Origin of the sequence: Glutamicibacter sp. ZJUTW, assembly GCF_008370855.1 — a bacterium.
Taxonomy (GTDB): Bacteria; Actinomycetota; Actinomycetes; order Actinomycetales; family Micrococcaceae; genus Glutamicibacter; species Glutamicibacter nicotianae.
Genome location: NZ_CP043624.1, coordinates 952,133 through 973,593 on the forward strand (window position 1 = coordinate 952,133; position 21,461 = coordinate 973,593).

At 62.4% G+C, this 21,461-nt stretch carries 21 protein-coding genes and 1 riboswitch; of the genes, 13 read left to right on the forward strand and 8 right to left on the reverse strand.

Annotated elements, in window-relative coordinates:
* The first annotated feature begins 131 nt into the window (after nt 1–131).
* The 4 genes from F0M17_RS04480 (at nt 132) to hutI (ending at nt 4,977) form a co-directional block, all read left to right on the forward strand.
* Complete coding sequence (locus F0M17_RS04480) at nt 132–1,490, forward strand: ABC transporter substrate-binding protein (protein ID WP_121867771.1); 1,359 nt, start codon at nt 132–134, stop codon at nt 1,488–1,490.
* A gap of 68 nt (nt 1,491–1,558) precedes the next feature.
* A complete protein-coding gene (locus F0M17_RS04485; protein WP_038989787.1) occupies nt 1,559–2,698 on the forward strand; it encodes a carbohydrate ABC transporter permease in 1,140 nt (379 codons plus the stop codon).
* Entirely contained in the window at nt 2,695–3,642 is a 948-nt protein-coding gene (locus F0M17_RS04490) for a carbohydrate ABC transporter permease (protein ID WP_038989785.1), read from the forward strand. Before F0M17_RS04485 ends, F0M17_RS04490 begins: the two co-directional genes overlap by 4 nt.
* Nucleotides 3,643–3,777: 135 nt before the next feature.
* The gene (gene hutI / locus F0M17_RS04495; RefSeq protein ID WP_149596527.1) at nt 3,778–4,977 is read left to right on the forward strand and encodes an imidazolonepropionase; all 1,200 of its coding nucleotides are present in this window, start codon (nt 3,778–3,780) and stop codon (nt 4,975–4,977) included.
* A 181-nt stretch (nt 4,978–5,158) separates the two neighbouring features.
* Here hutI and F0M17_RS04500 read toward each other — a convergent pair whose 3' ends face one another.
* Entirely contained in the window at nt 5,159–5,785 is a 627-nt protein-coding gene (locus tag F0M17_RS04500) for a bifunctional 2-polyprenyl-6-hydroxyphenol methylase/3-demethylubiquinol 3-O-methyltransferase UbiG (RefSeq protein WP_149596528.1), read from the reverse strand.
* Nucleotides 5,786–5,883: 98 nt separating this feature from the next.
* On the opposite strand from F0M17_RS04500, the gene tpx reads away from it, so the two are divergent.
* Nucleotides 5,884–6,381, forward strand: coding sequence for a thiol peroxidase (gene tpx / locus F0M17_RS04505; RefSeq protein ID WP_066139500.1), 498 nt, complete (start codon nt 5,884–5,886; stop codon nt 6,379–6,381).
* 110 nt (nt 6,382–6,491) lie between these two features.
* Here the strand turns inward: tpx and F0M17_RS04510 are convergent, their stop codons facing one another.
* Nucleotides 6,492–7,337, reverse strand: coding sequence for a phosphotransferase family protein (locus F0M17_RS04510; protein WP_149596529.1), 846 nt, complete (start codon nt 7,335–7,337; stop codon nt 6,492–6,494).
* A gap of 96 nt (nt 7,338–7,433) precedes the next feature.
* On the opposite strand from F0M17_RS04510, the gene F0M17_RS04515 reads away from it, so the two are divergent.
* Nucleotides 7,434–8,216 (forward strand): CPBP family intramembrane glutamic endopeptidase, encoded by a 783-nt coding sequence (locus F0M17_RS04515; RefSeq protein WP_149596530.1) that lies wholly within the window; start codon nt 7,434–7,436, stop codon nt 8,214–8,216.
* Between the two features lie 97 nt (nt 8,217–8,313).
* Here the strand turns inward: F0M17_RS04515 and F0M17_RS04520 are convergent, their stop codons facing one another.
* Complete coding sequence (locus tag F0M17_RS04520; protein ID WP_038989778.1) at nt 8,314–8,958, reverse strand: VOC family protein; 645 nt, start codon at nt 8,956–8,958, stop codon at nt 8,314–8,316.
* 172 nt (nt 8,959–9,130) lie between these two features.
* Nucleotides 9,131–9,250: riboswitch (SAM riboswitch) on the forward strand.
* 92 nt (nt 9,251–9,342) lie between these two features.
* On the opposite strand from F0M17_RS04520, the gene F0M17_RS04525 reads away from it, so the two are divergent.
* The gene (locus F0M17_RS04525) at nt 9,343–10,686 is read left to right on the forward strand and encodes a bifunctional o-acetylhomoserine/o-acetylserine sulfhydrylase (protein ID WP_038990134.1); all 1,344 of its coding nucleotides are present in this window, start codon (nt 9,343–9,345) and stop codon (nt 10,684–10,686) included.
* A gap of 2 nt (nt 10,687–10,688) precedes the next feature.
* A complete protein-coding gene (locus tag F0M17_RS04530; RefSeq protein ID WP_149596531.1) occupies nt 10,689–11,834 on the forward strand; it encodes a homoserine O-acetyltransferase in 1,146 nt (381 codons plus the stop codon).
* Between the two features lie 80 nt (nt 11,835–11,914).
* On the opposite strand, the gene F0M17_RS04535 is transcribed toward F0M17_RS04530, so the two are convergent.
* A complete protein-coding gene (locus F0M17_RS04535) occupies nt 11,915–12,772 on the reverse strand; it encodes an SGNH/GDSL hydrolase family protein (RefSeq protein WP_038989775.1) in 858 nt (285 codons plus the stop codon).
* A 67-nt stretch (nt 12,773–12,839) separates the two neighbouring features.
* Nucleotides 12,840–13,238 (reverse strand): SHOCT domain-containing protein, encoded by a 399-nt coding sequence (locus F0M17_RS04540; protein ID WP_149596532.1) that lies wholly within the window; start codon nt 13,236–13,238, stop codon nt 12,840–12,842.
* Nucleotides 13,239–13,560: 322 nt separating this feature from the next.
* On the opposite strand from F0M17_RS04540, the gene F0M17_RS04545 reads away from it, so the two are divergent.
* Complete coding sequence (locus tag F0M17_RS04545; RefSeq protein WP_149596533.1) at nt 13,561–14,211, forward strand: alpha/beta hydrolase; 651 nt, start codon at nt 13,561–13,563, stop codon at nt 14,209–14,211.
* On the opposite strand, the gene F0M17_RS04550 is transcribed toward F0M17_RS04545, so the two are convergent.
* A complete protein-coding gene (locus F0M17_RS04550) occupies nt 14,212–14,442 on the reverse strand; it encodes an RNA-binding S4 domain-containing protein (RefSeq protein ID WP_073706704.1) in 231 nt (76 codons plus the stop codon).
* A gap of 180 nt (nt 14,443–14,622) precedes the next feature.
* Between F0M17_RS04550 and F0M17_RS04555 the strand changes: the two genes are divergently transcribed.
* The 4 genes from F0M17_RS04555 to chrA all read left to right on the forward strand — a co-directional run bounded on the left by F0M17_RS04555 (nt 14,623) and on the right by chrA (nt 19,301).
* Nucleotides 14,623–16,008 carry a glycine--tRNA ligase gene (locus F0M17_RS04555; RefSeq protein WP_066139473.1) on the forward strand — a complete coding sequence of 462 codons (1,386 nt, stop codon included), beginning with the start codon at nt 14,623–14,625 and terminating at the stop codon, nt 16,006–16,008.
* A gap of 6 nt (nt 16,009–16,014) precedes the next feature.
* Nucleotides 16,015–16,944: a GNAT family N-acetyltransferase gene (locus F0M17_RS04560; protein WP_149596534.1), complete on the forward strand. Its 930-nt coding sequence runs from the start codon at nt 16,015–16,017 to the stop codon at nt 16,942–16,944.
* An 80-nt stretch (nt 16,945–17,024) separates the two neighbouring features.
* Complete coding sequence (locus F0M17_RS04565; RefSeq protein WP_210416694.1) at nt 17,025–18,038, forward strand: DMT family transporter; 1,014 nt, start codon at nt 17,025–17,027, stop codon at nt 18,036–18,038.
* 57 nt (nt 18,039–18,095) lie between these two features.
* A complete protein-coding gene (chrA, locus tag F0M17_RS04570) occupies nt 18,096–19,301 on the forward strand; it encodes a chromate efflux transporter (protein WP_149596536.1) in 1,206 nt (401 codons plus the stop codon).
* On the opposite strand, the gene F0M17_RS04575 is transcribed toward chrA, so the two are convergent.
* Together F0M17_RS04575 and F0M17_RS04580 are read right to left on the reverse strand one after the other, a co-directional pair.
* Nucleotides 19,298–20,947 carry a DUF5671 domain-containing protein gene (locus F0M17_RS04575; RefSeq protein WP_149596537.1) on the reverse strand — a complete coding sequence of 550 codons (1,650 nt, stop codon included), beginning with the start codon at nt 20,945–20,947 and terminating at the stop codon, nt 19,298–19,300. The genes chrA and F0M17_RS04575 overlap by 4 nt on opposite strands.
* Nucleotides 20,947–21,411: a hypothetical protein gene (locus F0M17_RS04580; protein ID WP_141358677.1), complete on the reverse strand. Its 465-nt coding sequence runs from the start codon at nt 21,409–21,411 to the stop codon at nt 20,947–20,949. Before F0M17_RS04580 ends, F0M17_RS04575 begins: the two co-directional genes overlap by 1 nt.
* Between the last annotated feature and the right edge of the window lie 50 nt (nt 21,412–21,461).

The window sequence follows — 21,461 nt, forward strand, 5'->3', positions numbered from 1 at the left end:
CCCCACGACAATCTCTGGACGATCTACTTCCATAGGTGTTGACGCGCGTCGATGACCTGCGTCACTATAGAGAGGATCATTCGTGCCAGGCCGCTTCACTCGGCAAGGTACTAGTCAACGTGGAGGGCATCATGAAGAAAGCACAACGCAGGCTGAAGCTCGCGCCGGTTATCTCGATGGCAGCTATCGGCATGCTCCTGGCCGGCTGCTCCGGCGGGGCAGACCCCAATGACCCCAACGCCTCCGGAGGCGGCGCAGCCCAGGTGGGCGAAGCCGACGGTGTCGTGGACATCTATGGCCCGGTCACCGGCATCGAGGCGGAACTGCTGGAAAAGTCGTGGGCCAAGTGGTCCGAGGAAAACGGCATCAAGATCCGCTACACCGGAGACAAGAACTTCGAATCCCAGATCGGGATCAAGGTCCAGGGCGGCGACACCCCGGATTTGGCAGTCTTCCCGCAGCCCGGCCTGCTGCACGCCACCGTGGCACAGGGCAAGGTGCAGCAGCTGCCCGAAGCAGTGCAGGCACAGCTGCAGAGCAACTGGTCCGAGGACTGGCAGAACTACGGCAAGGTCGATGGCGTGCAGTACGGGGTGCCGCTGATGGCCAGCGTCAAGGGCTACATCTGGTATTCGCCCAAGCAGTTCGAGCAGTGGGGCGTGAGCGTGCCTGAAACCTGGGATGAGATGATCGCCCTGGGCACCGAAATCTCGAAGAAGACCGATGAACCGGCCTGGTGTGCCGGATTCGCATCAGGCGAGGCATCGGGGTGGCCGGGCACCGACTGGATCGAGGACGCGGTGCTGCGCCAGTCCGGGCCCGAGGCCTACGACAAGTGGGTTTCCGGCGACCTGGAATTCACCTCGCCTGAAATCACCAGCGCCTTCGAGTCCGTCGGGAAGATCCTGCTCGACCCCGAACAAGTCAATGCCGGATATGGCGATGTGAAGTCGATCAACGCCACCGCCTTCGGCGATGTCGGTACGGCAGTGGCCAAGGGAACCTGCCCGCTGACCCACCAGGCCTCCTTCCTGGAAGGCTATGTCCTCGATTCCAAGAATGCCGATGGCGAGAAGGCCACCGTGGCACCTGACGGAGATGTCTGGGCCTTCGTCGCACCTCCAGCCAAGGCCGATGACCCGGTATCCATCGTCGGCGGCGGCGAATTCGTCGCAGCTTTCTCCAACGATGAAGAGACCGCCAAGGTCCAGGAATACCTGGCCAGCGCGGATTGGGCCAATAGCAGGGTCTCGCTCGGCGGCGTGATCTCGGCCAACTCCGGGCTCGATCCAGCGAACGCCAGCAGCGACCTGCTGCGCTCCGCCGTTGAACTGCTGCAGGATCCGAACACCACCTTCCGCTTCGACGGGTCTGATCTGATGCCCAAGAGCGTGGGTTCCGACTCCTTCTGGAAGGGACTGGTGGACTGGATCGACGGCAAGCCGACCGAGGAAGTGCTGGAGAACATCCAGTCCGGTTATGACTCCTAGCCACCAACTTGCAAGCCGCCAACGGCCGGGAATCCCGGCCGTTGGCGAGATGACAGGAGCCTGAGACCATGACCGAATTCTTCCAATGGCTTGCCGGCGTCCCGCCGCTGATCCAGGTGCCGGTGGTGCTGCTTGCCTTCGCGATCCTGATCGCGGCGATCCTCGGCTTTGTCGAGATAGCAACCAATGGCGGACGCGCATTCGCCGTGGTGCGCTTCCTCGCCGCGGTCGTGGTTCCGGCAGCGATCCTGCTGGTCCTGGGGCTGTACAACTCGGTGATGTGGGTGGCCGCGCTGGCCGCCGTGCTCGGCGCGGTGCTGTTCTTCGCGGACCGGCGCTCGCGGCACGGTGCCGGCTCGCTGCTGCAGCTGACAGGGTTCCTGGCTCCGGCCATGCTGCTGCTTGCCATCGGGTTGATCTACCCGACGATCCGCACCGCCATCAGCGCCTTCATGGCCAATGACGGGTCGGGCTTCGTGGGCCTAGGGAACTTCCGCTGGGTATTCACCAGCCCCGATGGCCTGACAGCCCTGCTCAACACCCTGGTCTGGGTTCTGGTGGCGCCGGTGGTTTCCACCATCATCGGCTTGGCCTATGCGGTGTTCATCGACAAGAGCCGCGGCGAGAAGTTCTTCAAGCTGCTCGTGTTCATGCCCATGGCAATTTCCTTCGTGGGCGCATCAATCATCTTCAAATTCTTCTACGACATTCGCCAAGGCGACCAGATCGGCGTGCTCAATGCGATCATCACGGCATTCGGCGCCAAGCCGGTCGACTGGCTCGGGCTCGAACCGTGGAACACGTTGTTCCTGGTGGTCATCCTGATCTGGACACAGGCAGGATTCGCCATGGTGATCCTGTCCGCGGCCATCAAGGGCGTGCCGGCAGAGCAATTGGAAGCGGCGGCCCTGGACGGAGCCAGCCCGTGGCAGCGCTTCGCCAATGTCACCCTGCCGGGGATCCGCTCCACGGTCATCGTTGTCTTGACCACGATTTCCATTGCCTCGCTCAAGGTCTTCGACATCGTCTCCTCGATGACCGGCGGCCGCTCGGATACGACGGTCCTGGCCTACGAAATGGTGCGCCAGTTCCAGCTTGGGGCCCGTACCGGCTACAGCTCGGCCCTGGCCGTCATCCTGTTCATCCTGGTGCTGCCGATCATCATCTACAACGTCAGGCAGCATAAGAAGCAGGGGGTCATGCGATGAGCACCGTCGGCGAATCCACTCGGCGCCTGATGGCGGCCACCGAGAAATCCAGCGGGAAACTGCGCAAGGCCACGACCTCCCGCGGCGCCACCATTGCGGCGTTCATCATTGCCGCAGTGTGGACCATCCCCACCTTCGGGTTGTTCGTTTCCTCCTTCAGGCAGGCTGATGACATCAAGACCACGGGCTGGTGGACGGCCCTGTCCAACCCGTCGTTCACGCTGGACAACTATGTGCAGGCCTTCGCCTCCGGCGACAGCCTTCCGCTGTCCAAGGCCTTCCTGAATTCGCTGGTCATCACCATTCCGGCGGCGATTGTGCCGATCCTGATTGCCAGCTTGGCTGCCTACGCGTTCGCCTGGATCAACTTCAAGGGACGCAATACGCTCTTCGTGCTCATTTTCGCCCTGCAGATCGTTCCGATCCAGATGGCGCTGGTGCCGCTGCTCCAGCTCTTCTCGGACGGGGTGAAAATCGGCGGGCTGTATATCCTGCCAGGCTTGGGCGTCAACGGATTGGATGGCGCCTACGCCAAGGTCTGGATTGCGCACACGATCTTCGCCTTGCCCTTGGCGATCTTCATGCTGCACAACTTCATTTCGGAGATCCCGGATGAGGTCATCGAGGCCGCGCGCGTTGACGGAGCCGGGCACGGGAAGATCTTCTCGAAAATCGTCCTGCCCTTGTCGATGCCGGCCATTGCTTCCTTCGGAATCTTCCAGTTCCTCTGGGTGTGGAATGACCTGCTGGTGGCAACCGTCTTCACCTCGGGTGGGGAATTGCCGATTACCAAGGCGCTCCAGGACCTCTCGGGTACCTATGGGCAATCCTGGGAGCTGCTTACCGCAGGCGCGTTCATCTCGATGATCATTCCGCTGGCGGTGTTCTTCGCGCTGCAGCGGTTCTTCGTGCGCGGCTTGCTGGCAGGCGCCACCAAGGGATAAACCTGCCCTGAAACAAGGCACAAGGGTGCCCGTCTGAAATTTCAGACGGGCACCCTCTTGTTCTGCCCCGCAGGCGGCAAGCCATAGGTAGGCTCGTGCCTGAAGGATTGGAATTACCACGAAGGCGGAGCGCTCATGGCAACCTTGTTGCTTACCAACATCGGACAGCTGACGACGGTTGACTCGAAAGGCAGCGTGCTGGAAGACGCCGCGGTGCTAATCGAAGATGGGATTGTTGCATGGGTCGGCCACATGGCGCTGGCGCCAGCAACGGCGCACGAGATCGATTTGGGCGGCCGTGCGGTGCTGCCCGGCTGGGTTGATTCCCATAGCCATCTGATTTTCGGCGGCGACCGCGCCGAAGAATTCGTGGCCCGCATGGCAGGCCAGACCTACGCCGCCGGAGGCATCGCGGTCACCACCTCGGCCACCGGGAAGCTCTCCGACACGGAGCTGGCCGGCGTTGTGGGCGAACGCCGCCGTGAAGCCCTGGCCATGGGCACCACCTGGATGGAAACCAAGACCGGCTATGGGTTGACATTGGAAGAAGAGACTCGGCATTCCGTGCTCGGCAAGCCGCTGGTGGATTCACTGACCTTCCTTGGAGCCCACCTGGTTCCGGCTGGTTGGGCTGCCGAGGCCTATACGGATTTGGTCACCGGACCGATGCTTGATGCGGTGGCAGGCAACGTCGACTTCGTCGACGTCTTCTGCGAACGCGGTGCATTCACCGAGGATCAATCGCGCCGGGTTCTGGAAGCCGCGCAGCGCAAAGGGCTGGCGACCAAGGTCCATGGAAACCAGTTGGGCCCCGGCCCGGGAGTGAAGCTGGCCGTAGAATTCGGCAGCCATTCGGTAGATCACGTGAATTACCTGGATGAAGAGGACTTCAAGGCGCTCGCCGACAGCTGGGCCGGTTGGGATGCCTCGGCGCGTTCGGGCAAGCCGGGCACGGTAGCTACCTGCTTGCCCGCCTGCGACCTGTCCACCCGGCAGCCGCTTGCGCCGGGCCGCGAACTGCTTGATGCAGGGGTGCGAATCGCGCTGGCGAGCAACTGCAATCCGGGGACCAGCTATACGAGCAACATGAACTTCTGCGTTGCTACGGCGGTGCTCCAGATGAACCTGTCCCTGGCTGAAGCCATCGAGGCGGCAACCTACGGAGGGGCGCTCGCGCTCGGGGTTGCCGACCAGGTGGGATCCATCGAGGTCGGCAAGCGCGCAGATCTGCATGTGCTTGACGCTCCGGTTGCGGCGCATCTGGCGTACCGCCCCGGAATGAACCTGACGCATAGCGTGTATCGGGCGGGCGAACTAGTTGATCGACTTACGTGATTCCTCGGAAGCTGTTCTTCCAAAGGAGACATGATCCGGCCATCCGGTGGGATAGAGCGATCATCTCGATTTTTAATGTAGTTGGCTACGAAGTACCGTTCGATTTCAGGAAATGATTTCCGGAGTTGCAGAGCTTGTGCCCAATCCGGTAGCGGTTAGAGTTTCGAAGGGAATTACGACATTAGGAAGGCAAGACGAATATTCCGTCAGGCATCCCGAACCCGGACCGTTGCGCAGTCCGCGCATACACACTCACGGACCACAGAGAGTCTGAACCGCAGGGGCCTAAATGCCAGTCCGCAAATCGATGTACGAGCTGCAGCGAGGTTCCTTTGAGAAGATCGGTCTGGTCCGTGGGTCCGCCATGGGCGTTGCTGGTGGTCCCAACGATGAGTACTCCATTTGAACGGATCACCCGATCGGCAAAATCGAATACGCTTCGCAGTTCGCCACGTGAAATGAAGGCAGGCACATTTCCGGTCATCAATATGGCGTCGTACTGTTCCGGCAGCGAATGCTCGTTGAGTGTACCCAAGCTCAGCTGGTCGGCTGATAACTGTCTGAACCAGCTTCCATCGAATAGGTCTTTTGCTACATCCAGAACTTGGGGCGTTGGATCTACGCCATAGGCATCATGTCCGCAGCGACGCAACGCATTGACGGTATTGCCAATCCCGCAACCGATATCGAGAATTCGTGAATTACGAGGACAGAGCATGTCCGCGAAACGGGCAACTACGTCCAGATCAATCCCGTCCATTGTTTGAGCACGCATTTTCGCCGCGTATGAATCGTAGTTGGGGCCCATGTCCACAGTTTTGCATGGATACAGTGTCTGAACGACTTGTTTGCGCTAGTAGGCTGAAAATATAGCTCCGAATTAGGCATTCATGATAGACAAGACCTATGGCTAATACTGCTTTTAAGGGAACCCCTGTACAGACTATTGGTGATCTGCCAGCCGTTGGCTCGCAGGCTCCAGCTTTCACTCTCACCGACACCGGCCTTGCAGATGTCACCAGCGAATCGCTGGCTGGCCGTCGCGTTGTCCTGAACATTTTCCCGTCGGTTGATACCGGCGTTTGCGCTGCCAGCGTGCGTCGCTTCAACGAACTGGCTGCCGGCCTGGAGAACACCACCGTCGTGTGTGTTTCTGCTGACCTGCCATTCGCACTGGGCCGCTTCTGCGGTGCCGAAGGCATCGAGAATGTTACCGCTGGTTCGGTCTTCCGTTCCGACTTCGGTTCGGACTACGGAGTCACCCAGGTCGATGGACCACTGGCTGGCCTGCTGGCCCGTTCGGTTGTTGTGCTGGATGAGGACGGGAAGGTTGTTTACAACCAGATCGTCCCGGAGATCACCACCGAGCCTGACTACGATGCAGCTATCGCAGCCCTGAGCTAAGCAAGCATTGCACCCGATACGGTGCATGAGAGCCCGCCTGACAACATTCAGGCGGGTTTTCTTTACGCTCCAGATGGCTTGCTCATCGGCGGGTCAGGCCAAATTGCTTCCTATCCATTGATTGATTGCGCTGCAGTGAGGATGCGCGGACCAATCTTGCGCATGAGCTTGCCTATCTTCGGGTTGTCCGAGCGCGAGAGCGTATCCGATAACCGTTCAAGGCTCATGAGACCCAACCAGATTTTGGCCCGGTGCGCTTCCTCAGAGTTGGGAGCAATCAAATCCACCATTTCCAAACCATGCCACAGGCTCAGGTACGCGGTGTTCAAGGCAGGGTCCCACGCTGCTGCGAGGTCCCAATCCAAGATGCCAATCAGCTTCTCGTCAATCCAGTGCATGTTGTGGCCAGCCAAATCACCATGCACCAGTCCCGCTGGAACCTGCGCCAGAATATCGAGCTGATCCCAAAGTGCGGTTGCAGGAGCTCGAAGTTCCTCGGGCAGCGCATCGAAGCATTGCTGCTGCCGGGCTTGGGTCCATTCGCCACGGAATGAAAACGGTTTGGCCAGATGAGCGCCGATCTGTTCCAGCGGCACCTCGGCCAATTCCTTCACCAGCTGGCCCAGCACCTTTGGATCCCCGTAGTGAGGCTCATGCGCGCTTCCGGGGATGAAGGACATGGCAACTGAGCTGAGCCCGTCGACATGTAGGATCTCGGAGACCGCCACCGGGATCTGATAGTTGAGCTGGCTTTCCAGCAAAGACAGCAGCTCGACGGTTCGCGGCATCTGTTCGGTCGCCGCTGGCGTGCGCGCCATGCGAATCACCGCCTGCGGATTGCCAATGACCACCTTGTGGAATTGTCCGCCTTCATTCACGGCCGCATCTTCCCACGAAAGATCGGGGCAGAGCTGGCGGGCGATTTGCAGTTCTCCACTCGTGGCAGGACGACTCATTCGTACCCTTCTCGTTCAGCTCGCTGGTGGTCTCACTTTCAGGCTATCGCAGGTTTGCCACGTGGCTACTCAGTACGCGCACAGCCAGATCGGCCTATGATCGAGAACGTGAACGCTGAACAAATTGAGTCGACGGCAACCCGCAGAACCCTCAGGTTCGAGATCATTTTGGTTCTCGCCCTGTCCTTGGGGCAGAGCGCGGTCTACTCGCTGCTGAGCTTTGCGGATAAAGTCACCAGGGCACCGTTGCGTGATCAGACGACATCGCTGAACAACCCGCTGAGCACACGCGAGTTCTTTGATTTCATCTACCAGCTTCTGGACATTATCTTCGCGCTGGTGCCCGTGGTGCTGGCACTCTATCTGATGAAGCGCACGACCGGCCGAACCATCCGTGACATCGGCTTCGACATGCGACGTCCGGGCAAGGACACGATGCTCGGGGCGGGGCTGTTCCTGGCCATGGGCGTGGGGACGCTGGGCGTCTATGCTGCCGGACGGGCACTGGGCGTCACCACAGCACTGTCAGCAGCCAATCTCGGTGATTATTGGTGGAGCGTCCCCGTGCTGCTGCTGTCGGCTGTACGCCATGCAGTGCTCGAAGAAATGCTGATGCTCGGCTTCCTGTTCACCTATGCCAAGAAGCTGAAGCTGGGACTGTGGAGCACCATTATCGGTTCTGCAGTGCTCCGCGGCAGCTACCACCTCTACCAGGGCGTGGGGCCGATGATCGGCAATATGCTCATGGGCATCGTCTTCGGCTGGGTGTACCAGAAGTACGGCCGGGTGATGCCGCTGGTCATCGCGCACTTCCTGCTCGATGCTATCGGCTTCGTCGGCTACGCGCTGATTGGGCCTGCCATCGGAATCGGCCAGTAGTGCCCGAAGGCCTGCGCCAGCGACTGAAACGCCATTAACGAAAAAGGTAGGTGGGGACGCCATTGTCCCCGCCTACCTGCGTTCGTTTCCGAGTTTCCTACAGCACCACGGTGCCGGACTCGGTTTCAAAGGTTACCGACATGATGCCCGGAGTGCCATTCGGCGCTTCATATTGCATGGTGACGGCGCCCAAATTGACGTTCTGCGGCTGGCCCAGCCAATCCAGCACCCGATCGCGTGAGCCGGCGATGGAGATCTGGCTGATCTCGCCGACAGGCTCCAGCGCCTTGGACGGATGCAACGGCTCGGAGCCTTCATCCCAGGAAATCAGGTACGGGACCTGCGGATCAGCGATCAGGCCCTTGATGCCGATTTGCTGCCAGGTAAGTTCGCGGCCATCCGGGAACTTGCGGTTCCCCGGCACGGACTTGCGGCCCAAGCGGTCTTCGGCACTGGATAGATCCTCCACGGAGACGCACCATCCCATCCATCCGCCGCCGAGCTCCGAGCGGGCGCGCACGGCCTGGCCGAAGGGAGCCTTGTCGCTGGCCGGGTGGTTCAGGACTTCAACCACTTCCAGGTACTGGCCATGCTTGAGCGGGAAGATGACATTGCGTGTTCCGAATCGTGGATGCACGCCGCCCTTGACGAATTCCAGTCCCAGGGACTCGGAGATTCTTTCAGCGGTTGGCAGCAGCCCGTCCGGGCCGCATGCATAACTTACGTGATCTAGCCTCATCATGTGCCCATCATGGCAACATGTGATGCGAGTCTCTACTTAGGCTCCCCTAAGTGCGCTGATGTTATCGAATACTCTGCGGAAAATCTGCGGAATTCGCGAAATATGACCGATTGAGTCCAATCCTGGTCCACTGCGTTGCAAAGATCTTCGGTTTTCGGGCAAACTGATAGCAGGTCATGAGTTCCAGTAACAAGCCCCGGCTTACTGGGCGGCAACCCTCCAACCGCGGTGGGGTGCCCCGGGTGAAGACCTGGCCCTTGAATGCACAAGGCATCAAGGACAAGCGCGGGTTACCCCCTGGAAGTCGTTTCGATACGGTGCTTCCTGTCGGTGTCTTTTCAGCGGCGTACCCCCATAGTCATGAAACGCTATTTGGAGGAAACCATGAGCAACAACTGGTCATTTGAAACCCGTCAGATCCATTCCGGCCAGACCCCGGATCCGACGACCGGAGCGCGAGCTCTCCCGATTTTCCAAACCACTTCCTTTGTCTTCCCGAGCGCCGAGAGTGCCGCTGCCCGTTTCGCGTTGCAGGAACTGGAACCGATCTACACCCGTATCGGCAACCCGACCACCGACGCCGTGGAAACCCGCATCGCTGATCTGGAAGGCGGCGTTGGCGCGCTGCTGCTGTCCTCGGGACAGGCCGCCACCACCTTCGCCATCCTGAACCTGGCCGAAGCCGGCGACCATCTGGTAGCCAGCCCGAGCCTGTACGGCGGAACCCAGAACCTGCTCAAGCACACGCTCAAGCGCTTGGGCATCGAAGTCAGCTTCGTCTCCGACCCGGACAACCTGGACGAATGGCGTGCCGCGGTGCGCCCGAACACCAAGGCCTTCTTCGGCGAAAGCATCTCCAATCCTCGGCAGGACGTGCTGGATATCGAGGGCATCTCGGAGATCGCCCACGAAGCCGGCGTGCCGCTGCTGGTGGACAACACCCTGGCCACGCCATACCTGATCCGCCCCATCGAGTGGGGCGCCGATATCGTGATCCATTCGGCCACCAAGTTCCTTGGCGGCCACGGCAATGCCATCGCCGGGGTCATCGTGGACTCGGGCAACTTCGACTTCGCCAAGGACGCCGAACGCTTCCCGGGATTCAACACCCCGGACGAGTCCTACAACGGCCTGGTCTTCGCCCGCGACCTGGGCGTCAACGGCATCCTCGGCGCGAATCTGGCCTACATCCTCAAGGCACGCGTGCAGCTGCTGCGCGATCTGGGTTCATCAGTGGCGCCGTTCAATGCGTTCTTGATCGCCCAAGGCCTGGAAACCCTGTCGCTGCGCATTGAGCGCCACGGCCAGAACGCAGTGGAAGTTGCCAACTGGCTCGAAGCCCGCGAGGAAGTGCAGAAGGTCGCCTACGCCGGCCTGCAGTCCTCTCCGTGGCATGAGCGCGCGCAGAAGTACAGCGATCACGGCGCTGGCTCGATCATCGCCTTCGAGCTGGAGGGCGGCGCGGAAGCCGGACAGGCATTCGTGGACGCACTGGTCTTGCACTCCAACGTCGCGAACATCGGCGACGTGCGCTCGCTGGTCATCCATCCGGCCTCCACCACCCACGCCCAGCTCTCCGAAGCGGAGCAGATTGCCGCCGGTGTGAGCCCGGGACTGGTGCGGCTGAGCGTCGGGCTGGAAAACATCAAGGACATCCTGGCCGATCTTGAGCTGGGCTTCGAAGCTGTTGCGGCCCTTGAAAACAAGGAATTGCAGGAAACCCTCTAGGCATGCCATCCATTGTGACTACTGAAGATACTCTGCGCGCCGAAGAGCTCGCTGGCGGACAAGACGGCATTTTGCGCCGTAGTTCCGTGGGGGAGTACCACTTTGAATTCGGTGGATACCTTCCCGACGTGGTGCTGGCCTACGAGACGTGGGGGAAGCTAGCAGCTGATGGCTCCAACGCGGTGCTGGTGATGCATGCACTCACCGGTGACGCCCACGTCGCCCAAGGCGATTCGCACAGCGCCGGCTGGTGGGAAGGCTTCGTTGGCCCCGGCGCCACGGTTGACACCAATGAGTACTTTGTCGTGTCCATCAACATGGTGGGTGGTTGCAATGGATCCACCGGCCCCTCGTCCTTGGACGAGCAGGGCCTGCCTTACGGCTCCAGATTCCCTTTCGTCACCATCAAGGACTCGGTGCGCCTCGAGGCGCGGCTGGCCAAGCAGCTGGGAATCGAATCCTGGCATGCGGTCATCGGCGGTTCGATGGGCGGTGCCCGCGCGCTGGAATACGCTGTCGAGTTCCCCGAGCAGGTCAAGAACCTGGTCGTGATGGCCTCTAGCGCCCGGGCGACTGCCGAGCAAATTGCCTTTGCGCAGGTGCAAACCCAATCCATCCGCTTGGATCCGCACTTCTGCAATGGCGATTACTACGGCAACGATGCCCGTCCTGACGCCGGTCTCGGCCTGGCTCGCCGCCTGGCCCACATCACCTACCGTTCCGAGGCCGAGCTGGAAACCCGTTTCTCGCGCAATCCGCAGGATGGCGAGAAGCCGACGGGCCAGCTGGACGGGCCGCGCGGGCGATACCAGGTGGAAAGCTACCTCGACCATCAGGCCAGCAAGCTGGTGAATCGTTTCGACGCGAACAGCTATCTGGTGCTGACCGAGGCGCTGATGAGCCACGATGTTGCTCGTGGCCATGAATCCCTGGAGGCCGCCCTGGCGCGCCTGGAGAAGGTCAACGTGGTGGTTGCCGCGGTTACCACCGACCGCTTGTACTTCCCCGAGCAGTCGGTGAAGCTGGCCTCGTCGCTGGCCAAGCCGAAGCCGGTGCACTACATCGATTCGCCCATTGGCCATGACGGATTCTTGACCGATGCGACGCAGCTGGACGGGGTGCTTCGGACCTTGGTCTTCGGAGACTAGAATCTGGGCGAAGTTTGGCAAGCCTTTAAAGACTGAAGCGGTTCCGCCAGTAATCGGCGGAACCGCTTCAGTCTTTCTTGCTACTTGGCGCTGTCGCCGGCACCGAGCGAGTCGTTGGGCTTGGCATCGGCGAACGGCGTAGCCGAAGGCCGTTTCGGGGTGATGCCGTCGCCGGAGGACTGGTGGCGCAGGCGGCGCAGCACCCAGGGTGCCAGATGCTCGCGGGCCCACTGCAGATCCTCCTTGCGTGCTTCGCGCCAGCTGCGCTCATCCACGACCGGAACGATGTCGGTATCCAGCTGATGCGGGACGTTCAGCGAGTCCAGTGCCATGGCGGCAATGCGCTGGTGGCCGATGGGGGAGAAGTGCAGGCGGTCAGGCGCCCACATCTGGGACTGGTGCAATTCCTGCAATGCCCACATGTCGGCAACGATGGCGTCATGCCGGGCAGCGACGGTGCGCACGTTCTCGTTGTAGATCGCCACCTTGCCGCGGATGCTTCCAAGGACCGGGGTATCGCGGATATCGGGCCCGGTGAAGAGCAGGAGCGTGGCACCGGTGGCGGTGAGCTTGGCTACCGCGTCGTCGAGGATGTCGGCAATCTTGTCTGGATCGCCGCCCGGGCGCAGCACGTCGTTGCCGCCCGCGCACAGCGAGATCAGGTCCGGCTTCAGATCGATGCAGGGATCGAGCTGTTCGGCAACGATCTGGCCGATGAGCCGGCCGCGGATGGCCAGGTTGGCATAGGAGAAGTCCGGGACGGTGCGGCTGAGCTCTTGGGCCAAGCGGTCGGCCCAGCCTAGGTGCCGTCCTGCGCTCGATGGATCGGGGTCGCCGATGCCTTCGGTGAACGAGTCCCCGATGGCTACATAGCGGCGCCATGGGTGGAGCGGGGAGTCGGCGGTATTTGACGGTTCAGAAGCAATATTGTTGGGCACGAATCCATTGTTACCAAAGGGTAACTTCTAGTCAATCATTCCAGAGGATGATTCGGTGGGCGCCACTCTACCCGCCCAGGGCATCCCTGCGTGCTTGCAGGTACTCGTCGCGGGTAATGACTCCACGCGAGTGCAGCGAGTCGAGTTCGGACAGCTTGTCTTCAATGGATTTCTTCGGCGCCAGCAAAGCTGAATTCGCTGCTCTGGCCATCAGGTCGGTTTCCATGGTCAACGGATCGAAGCCGGCGCTCTTGGCTTTGCGGAAGTTGCGCACAATGACGAAGATGATGAGTCCGGCAAAGGCGATGAAAAGCACGCAGAACAAGGGAAGGCTGAATGAAAACATCGTGTCGACGGTATCGAAGAGCGACGACGAGGTGCCGGGATCCAAATCGACGTAGTCGAGTTCAGCAAGATCCTCGGGTGCCAGTCCTGAAATTTCCTCGCTGTATTCGATTTCGCCCATGGTGCCATTGTCCTTTGCCGGTTGGAGCTTCTACCGGTGGGATCCCCAAGTCAGGCGGCCGTGAAGCAGTGAATCCAGTTGAACACGAAAAGCGCTTGAATGCCTAAGATAATTTTGGAGTTTTATTATCTTGTTACATGCCATGCGGATTTATGGAGGTGGAGAAACTGGTTTTCCATGCCGTTGGCAACCGCTCCATCGGCCAAACACCGGACTTTCACCTGCATCCTGGCGCTGCGGATCGCGATACCCGGGGAAACGATGGCAGGGCTTTGCGGAACCGCCGAATCGGCGCGGCGCTGTTCGATAGTCTTGGGGAACTATGACATACCAAGACCAGGCTCCGGTAGCCATCATCTCCCGCAACGACGAATCCCGCCTAGGAACTCCGCTGCTGGTGTTCCTGCACGGCTACGGCTCCAACGAGCAAGACCTCATGGGGCTCTCGCAGCACCTGCCCGAAGAATTCACCTACCTCTCCGTGCGCGCACCGCTGCCGGCAGGCCCGGGATACAGCTGGTTCCCGCTGACCCAGGAAATCGACTACTCCATCGAGTCGGTGGCCCGCAGCGTCGAAGCGCTGTGGGCACTGCTGGAACCGCTGTCCCAGCAGCACTCGTCGATCACCCTGCTCGGTTTCTCCCAGGGCATGGCCATGGCCACCTCGCTGGCCCGCTACCAGCGCGATGCCATTGAAGCAGTCGTGGGTCTCTCCGGGTTTGCCGTGGATCCCAAGACCTTGGACATCTTCGATGATGCGAAGCTGACGGACAAGCCGCTGCCGATGTTCTGGGGCCGCGACCTGGCTGACCCGGTGATCACCCGGGACAAGATCGAATACACCTTGGGCTGGGTCCCGGGGCATACCGTGTTGACCAGCGAAACCTACCCGCAGATCGGCCACTCGGTGTGCATGGAAGAAATCCAGGACGTTGCCGGCTTCCTCACCAAGGTCGTCCTGAAGAAGGGCTAGCTACGGCTGGGCGGTGACGCGCACGCATTCGCCGTTCACGCACACCACGTCGCCGGGGCGGATCTGCGCCCCGCGGCGGGTGTCCACCTCGCCGTTGACGGTGACAATTCCCTCGGAAATCATTTCCTTGGCGTGGATGCCGTCCTCTGCCAGCGAGGCGAGCTTGAGCAGCTGGCCCAAGCGGATGGACTCGTCACGGATTTCTAGGTCAAAAGCTTCATTGGCACTCATGGCTTCCATTCTTCCCTATATAACCGGCCTGCACCGTGGATATGGCCCAAAGGCGTGGAAGTTCACGCCAGCGTTACCTGATTCGGCTTCGTGCGCAGGGCATTGAAACGATACCCTTGAAATGTATGTATTTTTCTACGGACCGCAACCAGCGGCCTCGTAAGTCCCATTGGAGTTGATATGGCGCCACAGTCCAAGCTAGACCAGGTTATTTCCCTCGCAAAGCGTCGAGGATTCGTTTTCCAGGCCGGTGAGATCTACGGTGGTTCCCGTTCCGCATGGGATTACGGGCCCCTGGGCACCGAACTGAAGGAAAACATCAAGCGCGAGTGGTGGCAGAACTTCGTTCGCGGCCGCGAGGACATGGTGGGCCTGGACTCCTCGATCATCCTGCCCAAGGCCGTCTGGGAAGCATCGGGCCACGTAGCCACCTTCACCGACCCGCTGGTCGAATGCATCCAGTGCCACAAGCGCCACCGCCAGGACCACCTGATCGAGGCCTTCGAAGCCAAGAAGGGCCGTGCGCCCAAGGACGGCATGAGCGAGATCGCCTGCCCCGACTGCGGCACCAAGGGCCAGTTCACCGAGCCGCAGATGTTCTCCGGGTTGATGAAGACCTTCCTGGGCCCAGTTGATTCCGAAGCCGGCCTGGCCTACATGCGTCCGGAAACCGCGCAGGGCATCTTCGTGAACTTCGCCAACGTGCTCACCGCCAGCCGCAAGAAGCCGCCATTCGGCATTGGCCAGATCGGCAAGGCCTTCCGCAACGAAATCACCCCGGGCAACTTCATCTTCCGCACCCGCGAGTTCGAGCAGATGGAAATCGAGTTCTTCACCGCACCGGAAGACGCACCGAAGTTCTTCGACCAGTGGGTCAAGGATTGCTGGGCATGGTTCATCGACCTGGGCATCAAGGAAGAGAACCTGCGCCAGTTCGACGTGCCCGAAGACGAGCGCGCCCACTACTCGGCAGGCACCATCGACTTCGAATACCGTTTCGGCTTCGCCGGCTCGGAGTGGGGCGAGCTGATGGGCGTCGCCAACCGCACCGACTACGACCTGTCCAGCCACGCCAAGGCTTCGGGCTCCGAGCTGTCCTACTTCAACCAGGCCACCGGGGAACGCTACACCCCGTACGTGATCGAGCCGTCCTTCGGCCTGACCCGTTCGATGATGGCGTTCCTGGTCGATGCGTACACCGAGGACGAGGCACCGAACACCAAGGGCGGGGTGGACAAGCGCACCGTGCTCAAGCTCGATCCGCGCCTGGCCCCGGTCAAGGCCGCCGTGCTGCCGCTGAGCCGCAACGAGAACCTCTCGCCGAAGGCAAAGGACCTGGCCAACGAGCTGCGCAAGCGCTGGAACATCGACTTCGACGATGCCGGAGCCATCGGCCGCCGCTACCGCCGCCAGGACGAGATCGGCACCCCGTTCTGCATCACCGTGGACTTCGACACCCTCGAAGACCAGGCAGTGACCATCCGCGAACGCGACACCATGTCCCAGGAACGCGTGTCCCTGGACCAGGTCACCGCCTACCTTTCCGAGCGCCTGAACGGAGCCTAGAGCCCGATGAACGAACTGGAATTCCGTCCCTGGCGTTCCGGCGACGACCTGGAGCTGCTGCAGATCTTCGGGGACCCGCGTTCGCCGCAGGCCCACCAGGACCGCACCATGCTGCGCGAGAACAGCGATGCGCCGTTCTCCCGCACGCTGGTGGCCACGGTTGACGGTGTGGCCATCGGCGCCGGCGTGGTATTCGCCTCCTCGCTGCATCCGCAGCGCCTCTGGCTCTATGTCGAGGTGGCTGCCGAGCAGCGCCGTTCCGGCGTGGGCACCGCGCTGGTGCATCAGCTGCGCCAGCAGATCCCGGCAGGCCAGGCGCAGGAGCTCAAGGCCCGCTACACCGTGACGGCCGGAGATCCGGCCACCGCGGCGGCCGGCTTCTGCCAGTCGCTGGGCCTGGGCGAAATCGAGGTCTCGCGCGATGTCGTGCTGGAACCGGGAGCGCTGGCCGAGCCGGTGTTCGACACCAACGACCGGGTGATCGAGGACTTGTCCACCGGCAGCGTCGAGCTGACCAAGCTGGTGATGGACTTCTACAATGCGGTGCACACCGATTGGGATCCGGCCAAGATGACCGTAGGCTCGGCGCAGCGCATGCTGCTCGATGAGCACACCGGCGCGCAGGGCGCACTGGTGCTGCGCGACAAGCCCAAGCGCGAGGGCGGCGTGCCGCTGGCCTTCGCGGTGAGCTACGTGCCGGCCCGCGAGAACGCCCCGACCGACGTGCTGGTGGGCCATAATCCGGCCTTCAGCGATGACGAGGTGGCCGAAGCGGTGCGCGACATGGTCGCCATGCTGATCCACCAGTACCCGGTGAAGCTGGAAGTCGACTCGTCGATGTTTGTCCTCTCCTCGCTGATCGACGCGTTGGCAGCGGTTGAGCAGGCCACCGTCATTTCCACGACGCATATCCTCGCCAGCGACGCGGCGAAGTAATGCCAGACAGAACGGGACCCGCCAGGCGGGTCCCGTTCTTGCGTTGCCGAGCCATCCTCCAGATCCCTGAAAGAACCCCGTTGACCACCAGCACCATCCCCGCCACGCCGGTCCGCACCGGCGGAAAGCTCCTGTTCATCCTGCTTGCCATCGCTTCGGGCCTGCTGCTGTGCGTGCAGTCGCGCATCAACGGGGCGCTGGGCGCGAAGCTGGGAGATGCCATGGCGGCATCAACCATCAGCTTCGGCGTCGGCTTGGCGGCATTGATCCTGCTGGCGATCGCCGTCCCCCGGGTGCGCAACACGGTGCGGCAGGTGCCGCGCGCACTGGCCCGGGGCAGTTTCCCGCGGTGGTACCTGGTGGCCGGCGCGGTGGGCGCACTGGTGGTCTTCAGCCAGGCCGCCGCGGTGCCGCTCATCGGCGTGGCGCTGTTCACCGTCTGCCTGGTGACCGGACAGGCAATCGGTTCCATGCTCATGGACCGGGTGGGCTTTGGCGGGGCCGAACCGCGCAAGATCAATGCCCTGCGCATCCTCGGCGTGGTGCTGACCATTGCCGGAGTGATCTGGGCGGTCAGCCCGCGCGGCGCGGATGCGCAGCTCACATCGCTGCTGGTGCCGATGGCGCTCTCGGCAGCCGTCGGCATGCTCATGGGCTTCCAAGCCGCCGCCAACGGCGTGCAAGCGGCAGCCTATGGCGGCGCCACGGCGGCAACCCTGGTGAACTTCTCCGTCGGGTTCCTGGTACTGGCGGCGGTGATGCTGGTGCGGCTGCCGGCCGGCGCGAAGCTGCATCCGCTGCCCGGCCAGTGGTGGTACTACATCGGCGGGCTGCTCGGCTGCCTGTTCGTGGGCATCACCGCGCTGGTGGTCAAGCGGCTGGGAGTGCTGGTCACCAGCCTCGCGGCGGTGGGTGGACAGCTGGCCGGCTCGCTGCTCATGGATGTGCTTTTCCCAGCCCCGGGTTCCTCCGTCACCGCGGCCACCGTCATGGGCACCGTGCTGACGCTGCTCGCCGTTGGCCTGGCCTCGATCTCCGGGGCGCGCAGCGCACAGGAATCCAGCGGACGCAGGCCGCTGGAAGTGCGCGAATAGCGTGCCGGGCGGTGGGTGTTCACCGTCCGTTTCCTTTCTCCTCCTATGCTGGAATCCATGGAATCACAGCAGCTGGACAAGGGCTCGGCCAGCGAAGTCTTCAAGGTCTTCCTCAAGCTCGGCCTGACTTCTTTCGGCGGTCCCATCGCCCACTTGGGATACTTCCGTACCGAACTGGTGGACCGGCGCCGCTGGCTGGATGACCAGCAATACGCCCAGCTGGTCGCGCTGGGCCAATTCCTGCCCGGCCCGGCCTCCAGCCAGGTAGGTTTCGGCCTCGGCCTGCACCGCGCCGGCCTGCCAGGGGCCTTGGCGGCATTCCTCGCCTTCACCCTTCCCTCAGCGGTTCTGCTCGCAGTCTTCGCCTTCGGTGCGTCGCTGTTTACCGGCCCTGCCGGAACCGGGCTGCTGACCGGCCTGAAAATCGTTGCGGTCGCCATCATCGCCCAGGCGGTGTCCGGCATGGCCAGGAACCTGGCACCGGACCGGACCCGTGCAGCCATCGCCGTGGCGGCCGCGGCCTCTGCACTGCTCTTGGCGGGATCCTTCGGGCAGCTGCTGGCCATTGCATTCGGCGCCGCGGCAGGGTACTTCTGGTGCCGTGATGCGGATTCGGGTCCAGCGTCGGCCCTGCGGTTCCCGGTCTCGCGGACCTTGGGGATCAGTTGCCTGGCGCTGTTCGCCCTCATGCTTGTCGGGTTGCCGCTGGCTGCCTGGGCTACCGGCTGGGATCTGCTGGCGTTCATCGATGCGTTCTACCGCTCCGGCGCATTGGTCTTCGGCGGCGGCCATGTGGTGCTGCCGCTGCTCCAAAGCGCAGTCGTGGATCCCGGGCTGATCAGCTCGCAGGATTTCCTCACCGGCTACGGCGCCGCCCAGGCAGTCCCCGGACCGCTGTTCACCTTTGCCGCCTACCTCGGCGTCCTCGTTGAATCAGGCCCCGGCGGTGTGCTCGGCTCGGCCATTGCCTTGCTGGCCATCTTCCTTCCGGGATTCCTGCTGTTGCTGGGCGTGCTGCCATTCTGGAACCGGGTGAGCCACTGGCCGGCGGCACGTGCCATCCTGCGCGGCGCCAACGCGGCAGTGGTCGGCGTGCTGGCCGCCGCCCTCTACGACCCGGTCTTCACCTCGGCGATTACTTCCGCTCCCGCGTTCGTGCTGGCGCTGCTCTGCTTCGTCCTGCTGACCGCCTGGAAGACGGCACCATGGATCGTGGTTGCCATCTCGGGGCTCGGGGGAGTGCTGCTGGGCCTTTTGGCCTAGGCCAGATCGGTGAACTGCACGGTGCCATCGTCGTTGGCGATGGCCAGCAACGGCCCGGACTCGCAGTCCAGATATTCTTCGATTCTCGCCAGCACCGACACCTCGGCCCGGTCGTCCAAGGCCGGACCGGCCGAAGCAACCCACGTCACCGACAGCTCGGGCCGCGCTACGAGCTGCGCGGCCATCGGCTCGGAAGCAGCTGGGCCAACGATGATCACGGCACGGCGCGTCACCGCGCTGTGGTCCACCGCGGATACGCCGGAAGCCTCGGCCTTGGACTGCTTGTCCGCACGCCACAGCACGAAGTGGTAGCCAGCCACGGCAGCGGTTGCGACCAGCCAGCCCAGCGGGGCACGCACGGTGTCCAGGAGGGAATCGAGGCGAGTCTCGGATCCCAGGTAGTATTCGAAAATCCGGTATCCGAGGACCAGCAGGGAAATCAGGGCGACCACGGAACTGGCTCCGAAGAACAAGACCAGGTAGACGCTGCGGGAATCCGCCGGCGAAGGCTTGAACGGCTTGAAATAGGCAACCCACACCGCCGCCCCGAGGATGAGCAGTCCCAGGCCATGGCCCAGCAATCCCGCCGAGTATTCCAACGTGACGCTGGCGGCGATTGCCGCGAAGAGCGCATTGACCACCATCCCCAAGCCGGTGGCCAGCACCGCCAGGCCGATCCCGCCAATCACCAGGCGCGCCGCGTCGACTACGGAGGCCGAGCGCAACCCGGTCCGCAATTGCAATTGGTGGTAGATCCAGATCACCGCGGCCGCCACCACGATGGCCAGCAGCTCTGGACCGCCGGCGAGGAAAAGCCCGGTGCGTTCCTGGGTGGTCCACGCTTGCGGCCACGCCCAGGAAAACAGCTTGGCGCCCGAGAGCAGGAGCGCCAGTGCCGGTGCGGCCAGTCCCAGAGCGATCAACAGGATGTCGTTGAAGGGATCGGACATTTTCTGCACGCGGCGCAATTTCCAATGCCAGAACCACAGTGCCGTGGAGCCAGCCAGCCAGATCAACGCAACCAGCAGATGCCGCATGCCGGTAGGACCTGCCAACGTGTTGTCCGGACGGACCAGGATTTCCAGTGCAGCCTTGAGCGTGGCCACCAGCGACAGCGCGACGAGCACCATGCTGAAGTAGTTCCCCACCGCCGCGGCCAGATGCGCGAATTGCCGTGGCGCGGTCCGCGCAGCCACGATCTGGCGGTGCTGCCAGGCGCACACCGCTCCCCATCCCAAAGCCGTGCCCAGGGTCGGCTGCCACGCCCCCTGAATGGAAGGGGCGACCAGTCCGGAGAGCACCGCCAACGCGGCGCAGCTGCTGGCAGCCAGCGTCGCAAGATACGCGGCCGAGGCCTGCAAGGACCAGACCGCCGAATCGAAGGCCGTCGGGTGGGCCAGCCGCTTGCGGATGGAGCGCCACAGCAACCAGGCCAACGGGATCCCGACCAAGCTGAACGCCCAGGCCATCGCCAGCTGTTCGGTGCTGACCTGCTGCGCATCGAACCCATGGAACACCGCGGTGAGCAAGGCGGCCAGGCCGGTGGCCACGACCATCAGCAAGATGAACAGCAGTCCGTGGAGGATCACCGGACGCAGCACGCTGCCGCCTCGCGACAGCGGCGCTGGAGCAGTAGTGGTGGCCATCAGTAGCCCATCTCCTCGGCGGTGCACAGTCCGACTTGCCATGGCATGCGGTCGATCAGCCAGGTCCCGTTGACCTTGCGCAGCTCGAAGGCATCCTCGTAGGAGGACAGATCCGGCCAGGGCAGGAATCTGGCATCCCCGGAATCGAACCTCGTGTGGACGGTAGCGCTCGCAGTGCCCACGGTGCTGCTGAGCAGCTGCACGTCCAGCGGCTGCGTGGCATAGGGCTCCGGATTGCACAGCGTCCTGGATTCGCCCTCCATGACATAGCCTTGCATGGCAGGCAAATCCTCGGCTTCGAAGGCCATCAGATACCGCTGCACGACCCCTTCGGGGGTATTCTCCGCGTGGGCCTGTGGTGCCGGGCGCAGCGAAACCACGAGCAGCGCGGCTATAACCAAAGCCACAATGACGGCGGCCAAGGCGAGCAGAACCACCCGCGCCGCCGAAAATTTACTTGTCATTGCACCATTTTGGTTGATAACGAGGCAATAAGCCAGCGTCTGCCGAACAC